The following is a 9,448-nucleotide window of genomic DNA, read 5'->3' on the forward strand; positions in this document are numbered from 1 at the left end:
CCGTGCCCTCCGCCAGGCTCACCGGCCACCTCTTCACCTTCATCACCATCGCGATCTGGAGTGTCGCCTTTGTCGGCAACAAGGTCCTGCTGGCCCACCTGACCCCCATCGAGATCATGCTCTACCGTTTTCTCCTCGCCTGGGGTCTGCTGCTTGCGCTCTATCCCCGATGGCGGACCGTGCGCTCCTGGCGGGACGAGGCCTATTTCTTTCTCCTGGGCTTTCTGGGGATTTTCCTCTACTTCCTTCTGGAAAATTTCGCGCTGCGCTTCACCCAGGCCGGCAATGTCGGCCTCTACATGGGGGCGATCCCTGTCCTGACGGCTCTGCTGGCCCACTTCCTCGTCCGGGGAGAGCGCTTTCGCACAGCGCTTCTGCTGGGTTTTCTCATCGCCCTGGCGGGGATGGGAGTCATTCTTTTCTCTGAGCGCCACTTCACCCTGAGACTCCGGGGAGATCTCCTAGCCCTGGCCGGAGCCGCCACCTTCGCCCTCTACTCCGTCGCGCTGAAAAAAGCTCCGCAGGATTATCACTTTCTCCTCATCGCCCGCAAGAGCTTTTTCTACGGCATCGTGCTGATGCTTCTCTATCTCGCTTTGGCCCATGAGCCGCTCCATCTGCCGGCACTGAAGCTGCCGGTCGTCTGGCTCAATCTGCTCTTTTTGGGCCTCTTCTCCTCCGGGCTGGCTTTCATCCTCTGGCAGCAGGGGATCGAGCGCATCGGCCCAGTAGCGGCGGGCAACTACATCTATCTGGTCCCGCTGCTAACGGCCCTGACCGGTGTCATCGTTCTGGACGAGGAGATCACCCCCGCCATGCTCACCGGCGGTGCCCTCATCCTCCTGGGCCTCTTCGTCGCCCAGCGACGTTCCGCTCCGGACAATCAGGACGTGGGATAATGTTTCTCTCGTCTCCACGGTCTCCGTGGGAATGCTTACAGCACTTCCCCGATCCAAGCAACCTCTACTGAGAATTCGAACCCGGGTATGTGTTCCCACCGGGGACGGTGGGAACAAGTCAAGAATTATTGAGGTTTTCTGCTTTACTATTGCCCTTCCAAAAAAATCATATTTCGTATGGCACATTCGAAGTGACGCCAGTCCTTCGCGTTTTCTTTTTTCTTTGTTTCGTTTCTCTTTTTCTTTGTCGCGAAACAAAGAAAAAAGAAATGAAGAGCCCCCTACTCCATTATGACAGGGTGAACGATCAAGGCTTCAAATACCGATCGAGAAAAGCCTTGATATACCCACCGGCCGAAGGCAGTGTATAGGAGCCATGCCCCTGCCCGGGAACGATGATCAACGTAGGCAGCTGGGCTTTGGAGGCATAGAGCTCGGCACTCTTTCGGGCGAAATCCTTCTGGGAGCTGACGATCAGCCAGGGAGAATTGCTCTCCTGAACCGACTCCATCGCCTCCTTTTTATTGAAATTCTTCGGCGAAGCCGGTGAGAGGGTCACCACCGCCTTGGGCTCATAGTCGAGCATCAGAGGGATCACCGCTCCGCCCCCCAGGGAAGAGCCGAAAAAGACCGGCTCTTCGATCTCGATGTCTTTGCGGGCCTCCATCCGATCCATCCAGGCCCGCAGATCGTCGGGAATCTTGTCAAAACCGATCCGTTTCGCATCCGCGGAAAAGTGCCCCGGTTTGACGCGAACCTTTTTTCCGTGACGTCGATCGGAAGCCCCGTGCCCCCGCAGATCGACCGCCAGGGTAGCATAGCCCCGTCGGCGCATCTGGGCTGCCAGCGCTTTCCACATCCTATGGTCGGAACCGTATTCGTGGACCATCAGCGCCAGAGGATAGGGAGGCTTGCCTTGAGACGGCAGATCGAGCCACCCTTTGAGAAGAAAGCCGTCTTTGCTTTGTAAGGTCAGTATTTCAGAAGCCGAGAGACTCCAAAGCGAGATCCCCAGAAAGATCAGGGCGATTTTCCTCCACATGGACTCTCCTTTTATAAGTTTTTTTAATTGTATCACAGTTGCCGAATCCTCATCACGGATAGTGCTATAATTCCCAATCTGTCACAAACCATACAAAAGAGTCAATCGATGAAAAAGATCCTGCTGCTTCTTGGAATCCTTTTGGCCTTCGCCACAACACTCCAGGCCCGTTACAGTGCCCGGGCTGTGGAGAGCTGCCAAGCCTACAACGATCTTCGCCACAGCAGAAACAGCCGTCATTTGGCGCTGAAGCCCGGGAAGAGCTATACGGTTTTGCAACACCATAAAGGGCAGTATCTCGTCAAATTTGAGCACCCTTTCGCTACCCAGCGCTGGGTCGATGACTCCTGTTTGAAATCCGGGCAGACCCACGCCGCTCCCAAAGAGAGTCATACTGCCCTACCAAAGACCCAAAGCGGTCTAAACTCTCTGCTGGTCCTGAGCTGGCAAAACAGCTTCTGCCGGACCCACTCCCATCGTAAAGAGTGCCGACCTCTCTTCAACCGTGCCGCCAATCATCTGGTCCTTCACGGCCTCTGGCCTCAGCCCCGCAGCCGTGTCTACTGCAATGTCCCTGCCCGACTGCAAAGCGCCGATCGCAACCACCGCTTGCGCTCCCTACCTCCGTTGAAATTCTCTTCCGATCTTCGCCAGGCGATGCAGCGCTACTTCCCCGGTGCTCTCTCGGGCCTCGACCGGCACGAGTGGATCAAGCACGGCAGCTGCTACGATCCCGACCCGGGACGCTATTTCGGTGATGCGCTGAGCCTCACTGCCCAGGTGGATCGATCTTCGGTAGGCGAATATCTTCGCAGCCATATCGGCCACCCGGTCACACTCGCTCAGTTGCGACAATTGTTTGAGAAAGATTTCGGACGAGGCAGCGGCAACAAACTGGCCCTGCGCTGCCACCGGGGGAAAATCAGTGAAATCTCCATCAGCCTCCGAGGAAAAGGCAGTGAACTTTCAACACTTCTGAAAGGTGCCGGATCTCTGCACAGTCGATGCGTTCAGGGGATCGTCGAAGCCCGATGATCCTGCCATTCTCTTTCATGCAACTTGGTGATTGAAGCCTCTGAAAAATGTCCAAGAGAGCTTTTCCGGAACACTCAATCGAGTTTAGGATGATAATATTCAGCGTCGTCAAAAAAATATTTTTACAGAGGAATGAATCATCGATAGGCCCCGAGGAAGGGACCGAAGACGGAGCTATTTGATAGAGTGTTTGAGGGCTTTTTCGATAGCGCCGGGAGTATTGGAGATCTTCATGAACTGTCCCATACTGAGACGGGGATAGGAGATCGCCAGATAATATTTGGGTGCCAGCATCAGCGCTTCACCCTTTTCGATCAGTACGGTATAGGGAAGCACCAGAGCCTTGTCCTCACCGATCTTGCTCACAAAACTCTCGACGCTTCTGGGCATCCTCACTCCGACGAGTTTGCTGCCGTTGGGAAGGTTCAATGTGAAGACCCGATTGGCCACGGAGAGCTTGTTTCCTTTTTTCAGAACCGTCATATCTTCATAATAGGGCATCCCGAACATAAAATGATATTTGGCCAGTTTACCGCTGCTCAGAGCATCCTGGATCGGCTGGAGTTTGCCCAGGGCCTTGATGAGCGCCCGCTTGACCGGTCCTTCGCTGCCCGATTTGTAATCCTTTTGCAAAAAGGCCCGGAGCCAATACTCCGGATTCGTCGCCAGAACCGTTTTGGCTTTGCTGTTGACCAGGACGCGCTGCACGGCGGCAAATCCACGCTTGGGTTTTGCCGCGAGATGCTTGAGGGTACCGCTGGTATAGAGAATGACGTTGAGATACCCTTTGCCGGCCGGATGGTAGACGGCGAGAAGATGCAGACCCGATTTCTGCAGGGATTTTTTGACTGTTGCCGTATCGTGATAGGGCGCCGAGAAGTAGGCGGGAACGTTTTTGGCCTCGAGAGCCGCTGCCGTCAGCAGACTCAGTGCCAGAAGGGCGAAGTATTGTCGCAGGATTCGTGATATATCTGTCCTTTGAAAAAGAGATTATCCGAAAAGGATTGCGACAATGATAGCGGATAATAAATTACTTCTAATTTAATTTATTGATTATATTGTACTTGTTATATCAATTTTTATTATATTTATCCTTCTTTCAACTCCCGTAACGCCCCGGTGATATCCTCCTGACGCATGAAGTGCTCTCCCACCAAAAAGGCATCGGCGCCGATTTCTGAGAGGTGGACGACGGTTTCGTGATCGTTGATTCCGCTCTCGGCGACGATGATCTTGGAGTTGGGGATCAGCGGGATAAGCTTTTCACTCAGACTCATATCCATTTCGAAGGTCTCCAGGTTGCGGTGGTTGATCCCGATAATATCGGCCCCGGCAAAGATCGCCTTGACCAGATCGGCCTTGTCGTGGATCTCCACCAGCGCCTCCATCCCGAGATGGCGGGTGTACTCCAGAAGCTCCTTGAGCTCCTTGCGGCTGAGAGCCTTGGCAATGAGCAGGACGAAATCGGCCCCGTAGGCCACCGCTTCCACCAGCTGATACTTGTCGATGATGAAATCTTTGCGCAGCAGCGGGATGCCTACATAGCGGCGGATCATCCCCAGATATTCGATGTCGCCTTTGAACCAGTGGGGTTCGGTCAGGACCGAGAGGGCGCTGGCCCCGCCCTTCTCATAGGCCTGGGCGATCACCAGCGGGTCGAAATCCTCCCGGATGATCCCCTTGGAGGGGCTCGCCTTTTTCACTTCAGCGATGATCCGGTGGGGATCCTCGGGTGTGGAACGCAGAAAAGAGTGGACATCCCGGGGAACAAAAGGGTTGAAAGAGAGAGAACGTCCCAGCCACTCCAGGGGATACTCCTTCTTCTTCCGTTCCAGATCCTCACGGGTCTTACGTATAATTTCATCCAAAATATCGGCCATTGCGGCAATGCTCCTTCTTTTTGTAATTCTCGTTAAAGGCGGTTTTAAAATGCCCTATCTTTCTCCATACACTTTCGGACACTCTCCCAGTGCATCTTGATCTCCGGTTCTTTGTTCCCGCCCCCGGCAATCACCTTCTCCATGACCCGATAGGCCTGCTCGCAGTGTCCCTCTTTATAGAGACCCCAGGCCAGGGAGTCGAGATAGTAGATATTGTCAGGCTGCTGCTTGAGGGCCCGACGCACCAGGGCGATTCCCCGCTCCACATCCAGATCGTGTTCGATGAGCGTATAGCCGTAATAGTTGAGATAGAGGCTGTCATCCACGCCCTGCTTCAGCGCCTTGTCGAAGAGTCGGCGAAAGGTCTTGAGCACCTGGGGAGTGATTTTCTTTTGGGCATTCGCTTTTTCGTAGGTGAGAATCGCTTCTTCTGCCAGCCATTTCGGCTTGCCGGTCTCCACATAACGCCGATGGGCGAGAGCAATGGCTTTGTCATATTGTTTCGTCTCTTTATAGAGACGATAAAGCAGCGCTTCGTTTCCCCGTGAATGCTTCTCCAGCAACGCGATCAGCCCATTCAGGTCATGTGTGTAGAGAGAGAGTTTGACGATCTTCTGCAAAAAATACTGCTGGGGATCCTTTTCGTAAAGCTTTTTATAGAGCTCCAGGACCTTGTCGAGGCGGTTTGCCTTGGCATAGAGTTCGATCAGTTTGAAATAGACGGCTACTGAAGCATCGGGTTGCAGACGCAGATGAGTCTCCAGCAGACGAATCGCTTCCTGACGATCATTCAGACGCTTCTCCAGCAGAGAAACCTCCTGCAACAGTGTCCGATCGTCCGGGGCCTTGGCATAGGCTCTTTTGAGCAGTTCCAGCGCCTCTTTGTATTTCCCCAGATCGTTTTTGAGTGTCGCCGCCAGCTTCAGATCAGCGGGACGGTCACTGTGAACCAGCCATTTGTCTGCCAGAGGTTCGGCCAGATCGAGGCGCCCCGATTTGGCATAGAGCGCCACCAGCATCCGTACCGGACCGGTATCCCGGCTTTGGGCTTCGTGGCGGCTGATCCATGCTTTGAGAAGCGGAATCACCTTCGCGGGATCTCCTCCGGGCAGCATCGCCTCTTTGGCCGCCTGGACCAGGTATTCACTCCGACCGGTCAGGTGATAGAGCTTCACAAAAAGCGTTTCGGCCTGATCGAAACGGTGATGCTCATCCTGAAAAATCGCCTCGACGATCAGACGATCTTCCTGAGCGGAACCTGCAGCCGAAGCGGCCCAGAGGAGTCCGCCGCCCAACAGTGACAATAGAATCGGTTTCACAAAATTCCCGGACACTCTCGTCTCACTTCCTCTTCATCGTTTTTGAAACTCTCCCAAAAGGGAAAGGTACGGCACTGCCGGGGACGCACGGGATAGACGCTGCAGCGCTTCTTCGTTTCGTCGAAGAAGATACAGGCATAATCCCCTTCCCCCAACTGCTTCTCGACCAGTGAGTAGCGGTGGCCCACCTTACGCAGGTAGATTTTAGCGAAATCTTCCAAACCGAGCCCCAGATACTCTGCCATCGCCTCGATCTCGGGATATTTCATCCAGATATACCCGCTCTCCCCCCGACAACACGCCCCTTCACAGGCGGCACAGGCATTGGGATCGAAGGCATAGCCATACCCCGCTTCCCGCATGATCGGAAGGCTTTCCTCTCCTTCGTTATTTTCACTAAAAGATTCATTTTCAACCTCATTCTCTTTCATCAGTTGGCCCTTTTTATTTTGAAAAAAAGCGTTGCAAGGCAACGCAAACCGACAATTCTCCATCCTCCATTCTCAATCCTCAATTCTTTCTCCCTTAACCGAGTGGGTTCCCGCCCGGACAAAAGCTTCCGCCGCCTCCGGCGTGTACTCCCCCTCCGCATCGAAGGTGATCAGCGGCGGCAGGACCCGGCACATCGAACGCGATCCCGCCCTCGCCTGAACCATGACGATCTTGGCCTCCCGGTCGATTTTGGGGTGGACAAAACGGAGCGTTTCCGGCGTCAGCTTGTGGGCCCGAAGTGCCGCCAGCAGCCGGTCGCTCTGCTTGGCATCGTAGCAGAGGACGAAATGCCCCCGCGGTTTGAGCAGGTGCCTGACCCGGTCGATGAAAGGCTCCAGAGGGAGGTGTTGGGCGTAGCGGGCGATATTGAGGCTCTCTTCCCTGCTCTGGGTTACCCGGGGATCGTAAAAGGGGGGATTGGAGACGATGAAGTCGAAGCGCTCCCCGATCTCCGCCTCCAGGAAATCCCCCGCAATCTCATGAAATCCGATGCCGTTGATGGCGAAATTGTGCCGCGCATAGGCCAGCATCCGGGGCTGCTTCTCCACCCCGTGCACCTCCACAGGGAAATCGCGCCCAATCAGCAGCGAGATGATCCCCACACCGCACCCCACATCCAGCAGCTTCCCCCGGGGCCGGAAACGCCGGATGAAGTCCGCGAGGAAGATCGAATCACTGTTGTAACAGTAGCCGTTTGGGGGCTGATAGAGAAACATTGCACTCCCGGATTTTTGTCAAATTTTACCCTATTTTTTTGCTACAATCGGGCCATGAAGCAACACAATGACGACCGCCTCCATCCCGAGTCCACCGATTTCTGTATGCTGGACTACGACTGTGCCTATCTCCCCGGCAAAAAGACCCGGATGTACTACCGCTATATCCGGGAGGCCTCCCCCGAATTCGTTTCGGCAGTGATTGCACGGGGATGGCGACGTTTCGGCAACTACTTCTTCCATCCCATCTGCCGGGGCTGTGACGCCTGCAAAAGCCTGCGGATCGACGTGGAGAGTTTCCGTCCCTCCCGCTCCCAGAAAAGAGCCATCAAACGCAACCGCGAAACCCGGATCCTGGTCCAACCCCCCAGTCTCACCCCCGGACATATCGAGCTCTACAACCGCTACCACGCCTGGAAAGCCCAAAAAGACGGCTGGAAACACCGGGATATCAGTGAACGGGAGTATTATGAAAACTTCGTCGAAGGCGCCCACGAGTTCGGCTACGAAGTCCTCTATATCCGGGACGATCGACTGGTGGGAGTGGACCTCATCGACGTGGTCGAGGACGGGATCAGCGCAATCTATTTCTTTCACGATCCCGACTACGCCCGTCTCTCCCTGGGCACCTACAGCCTCCTCTATCAGATCGGCCTGGCCCGCCGCCTGGGGAAACGGTGGATCTACCTGGGCTACTGGGTCGACGGCTGCAAAGCCTTCGCCTACAAGACAAGATTCCAACCCGAAGAGCTCCTCGACGGCTTCCCCGCCGTCGATCGACAGGCGGAGTGGCAACCGTTTGCGAAAGCGGAGCTTTCGGATGGAGAATTGAAGATTGAGAATTGAGAATTAATTGCAGGTATTGATTCTCCATTCTCCATCCTCCATCCTCCATTCTCAATTCTCAATCACTCCCCCTCTTCCCGCTTCCACCGACTCGGATCCAAAAAGGTATCGTCGTGAATGTGCTTGAACGAAGCTTTGATCCTTTTGAAGAGATCCTCGTGTTCCCCTTCCATCTGCCGCAGCCACTCTTTGGTAGCGGCCCGGGCGTAGGGGGCTTTGACGGCAATGCGCATGGCGGGGCAGGCTTCGTCGCCGATGGTGGCGAAGCCGTTCTCTTCGGCAAAGGCCCGCAGCTGGGCCTCTCTGGCTTCGATCAGAGGGCGGATGACGTGGAAATTGCGTTCGGCTTTGTAGATGGGGGCCAGTGAGCGCATGACACCGTTGTAGAACATGTTCATGAAAAAGCTCTCCACCGCATCGTCGAAGTGGTGCCCCAGAGCGATCTTGTTGTAGCCGTGCTCTTCAGCATAGGTGGCCAGCGCCCCCCGGCGCATCCGGGAGAAGTAGCTGCAAAAGGAGCTTCCCTCCCGGATCGTCTCCTGAGAGATTTCGTAGATCCGGGTCTCGTAGACGACATGAGGAATGCCGTAGGCTTCGCAATGGGCATGCAGGGCCGAGTAATCCTCCCCCTCCATCCCGTAACTGACGGTACAGGCGAGAAACTCGAAGTCGAAGGGAGCATGCCGCTGCATATTGCGCAGCAGATGGACCAGGCTCAGAGAATCCTTGCCTCCGCTGAGCCCCACGAGGATTCGGTCCCCCTCTTGGATGAGACGGTACTCGGCGTTGGTTTTGCCGAAGACCCGCAGGAGTCTCTTGGAGATCTTCGCCCGTTTGATACCCTTGTCTTTCTCTGTTTGTTCAGAATTTTTTGTAGTCATAGCGTTCAAAAATTTTTCATCTCCCTTCCCTCGCGTTTTCTTTTTCTTTGCTTCGTTTCCTTTTTCTTTGTCGCGAAACAAAGAAAAAAAATGAAGAGAAACTCCCGAAAAATAGATGACTAGTTACTGGATTTCCACCCGTTATTGATCTTCTCCAGCATCGCCATGATGAAACTGCTACTGATCTTTGAGGAGTGTTTGAGAAATTCATCGAAGTCAAAGGCCGCCTCCATATCCGCCGCATCGCTGATAGCCCGCAGGACGAAGAAGGGGACATCCATGGCGTCACAAACCACCGCCACGGCGGCCCCCTCCATCTCGATGGCGTCGGCATCGAA

The 9,448-nt window shown here is 54.8% G+C and carries 10 protein-coding genes and 1 pseudogene; 3 read left to right on the top strand and 8 right to left on the bottom strand.

Annotated elements, in window-relative coordinates:
- The first annotated feature begins 2 nt into the window (after positions 1 to 2).
- Positions 3 to 899, top strand: a complete 897-nt coding sequence (locus tag F8I07_RS05620; protein ID WP_292656841.1) for a DMT family transporter — start codon at positions 3 to 5, stop codon at positions 897 to 899.
- 307 nt (positions 900 to 1,206) lie between these two features.
- Here the strand turns inward: F8I07_RS05620 and F8I07_RS05625 are convergent, their stop codons facing one another.
- Complete coding sequence (locus tag F8I07_RS05625) at positions 1,207 to 1,941, bottom strand: alpha/beta fold hydrolase (protein WP_292656844.1); 735 nt, start codon at positions 1,939 to 1,941, stop codon at positions 1,207 to 1,209.
- Between the two features lie 108 nt (positions 1,942 to 2,049).
- On the opposite strand from F8I07_RS05625, the gene F8I07_RS05630 reads away from it, so the two are divergent.
- On the top strand, positions 2,050 to 2,976 hold the full coding sequence (locus F8I07_RS05630; RefSeq protein ID WP_292656846.1) for a hypothetical protein: 927 nt from the start codon (positions 2,050 to 2,052) through the stop codon (positions 2,974 to 2,976).
- A gap of 174 nt (positions 2,977 to 3,150) precedes the next feature.
- Here F8I07_RS05630 and F8I07_RS05635 read toward each other — a convergent pair whose 3' ends face one another.
- The 5 genes from F8I07_RS05635 to F8I07_RS05655 form a co-directional block, all read right to left on the bottom strand.
- The gene (locus F8I07_RS05635; RefSeq protein ID WP_292656849.1) at positions 3,151 to 3,684 is read right to left on the bottom strand and encodes a hypothetical protein; all 534 of its coding nucleotides are present in this window, start codon (positions 3,682 to 3,684) and stop codon (positions 3,151 to 3,153) included.
- Between the two features lie 380 nt (positions 3,685 to 4,064).
- Complete coding sequence (gene trpC, locus F8I07_RS05640) at positions 4,065 to 4,856, bottom strand: indole-3-glycerol phosphate synthase TrpC (RefSeq protein WP_292656851.1); 792 nt, start codon at positions 4,854 to 4,856, stop codon at positions 4,065 to 4,067.
- Positions 4,857 to 4,900: 44 nt separating this feature from the next.
- On the bottom strand, positions 4,901 to 6,175 hold the full coding sequence (locus tag F8I07_RS05645) for a tetratricopeptide repeat protein (RefSeq protein ID WP_292656853.1): 1,275 nt from the start codon (positions 6,173 to 6,175) through the stop codon (positions 4,901 to 4,903).
- Positions 6,172 to 6,606, bottom strand: coding sequence for a YkgJ family cysteine cluster protein (locus F8I07_RS05650; protein WP_292656855.1), 435 nt, complete (start codon positions 6,604 to 6,606; stop codon positions 6,172 to 6,174). Before F8I07_RS05650 ends, F8I07_RS05645 begins: the two co-directional genes overlap by 4 nt.
- A gap of 72 nt (positions 6,607 to 6,678) precedes the next feature.
- On the bottom strand, positions 6,679 to 7,383 hold the full coding sequence (locus F8I07_RS05655) for a methyltransferase (RefSeq protein ID WP_292656858.1): 705 nt from the start codon (positions 7,381 to 7,383) through the stop codon (positions 6,679 to 6,681).
- A 54-nt stretch (positions 7,384 to 7,437) separates the two neighbouring features.
- On the opposite strand from F8I07_RS05655, the gene F8I07_RS05660 reads away from it, so the two are divergent.
- A complete protein-coding gene (locus F8I07_RS05660) occupies positions 7,438 to 8,229 on the top strand; it encodes an arginyltransferase (protein ID WP_292656860.1) in 792 nt (263 codons plus the stop codon).
- 62 nt (positions 8,230 to 8,291) lie between these two features.
- On the opposite strand, the gene F8I07_RS05665 is transcribed toward F8I07_RS05660, so the two are convergent.
- Together F8I07_RS05665 and F8I07_RS05670 are read right to left on the bottom strand one after the other, a co-directional pair.
- Positions 8,292 to 9,110, bottom strand: a complete 819-nt coding sequence (locus F8I07_RS05665) for an ATP-binding protein (RefSeq protein ID WP_292656863.1) — start codon at positions 9,108 to 9,110, stop codon at positions 8,292 to 8,294.
- 119 nt (positions 9,111 to 9,229) lie between these two features.
- A pseudogene (locus F8I07_RS05670) lies at positions 9,230 to 9,448 on the bottom strand (5'-methylthioadenosine/adenosylhomocysteine nucleosidase); the annotation flags it as partial.

It is taken from the genome of Nitratifractor sp. (assembly GCF_015487065.1).
Classification (GTDB): Bacteria; Campylobacterota; Campylobacteria; order Campylobacterales; family Sulfurovaceae; genus Nitratifractor.

Coding starts and splice junctions, on each gene's coding strand:
- F8I07_RS05625 (WP_292656844.1), bottom strand. CDS start 1,941: ATGTGGAGGAAAATCGCCCTGATCTTTCTGGGGATCTCGCTTTGGAGT.
- F8I07_RS05630 (WP_292656846.1), top strand. CDS start 2,050: ATGAAAAAGATCCTGCTGCTTCTTGGAATCCTTTTGGCCTTCGCCACA.
- trpC (WP_292656851.1), bottom strand. CDS start 4,856: ATGGCCGATATTTTGGATGAAATTATACGTAAGACCCGTGAGGATCTG.
- F8I07_RS05650 (WP_292656855.1), bottom strand. CDS start 6,606: ATGAAAGAGAATGAGGTTGAAAATGAATCTTTTAGTGAAAATAACGAA.
- F8I07_RS05655 (WP_292656858.1), bottom strand. CDS start 7,383: ATGTTTCTCTATCAGCCCCCAAACGGCTACTGTTACAACAGTGATTCG.
- F8I07_RS05660 (WP_292656860.1), top strand. CDS start 7,438: ATGAAGCAACACAATGACGACCGCCTCCATCCCGAGTCCACCGATTTC.
- F8I07_RS05665 (WP_292656863.1), bottom strand. CDS start 9,110: ATGACTACAAAAAATTCTGAACAAACAGAGAAAGACAAGGGTATCAAA.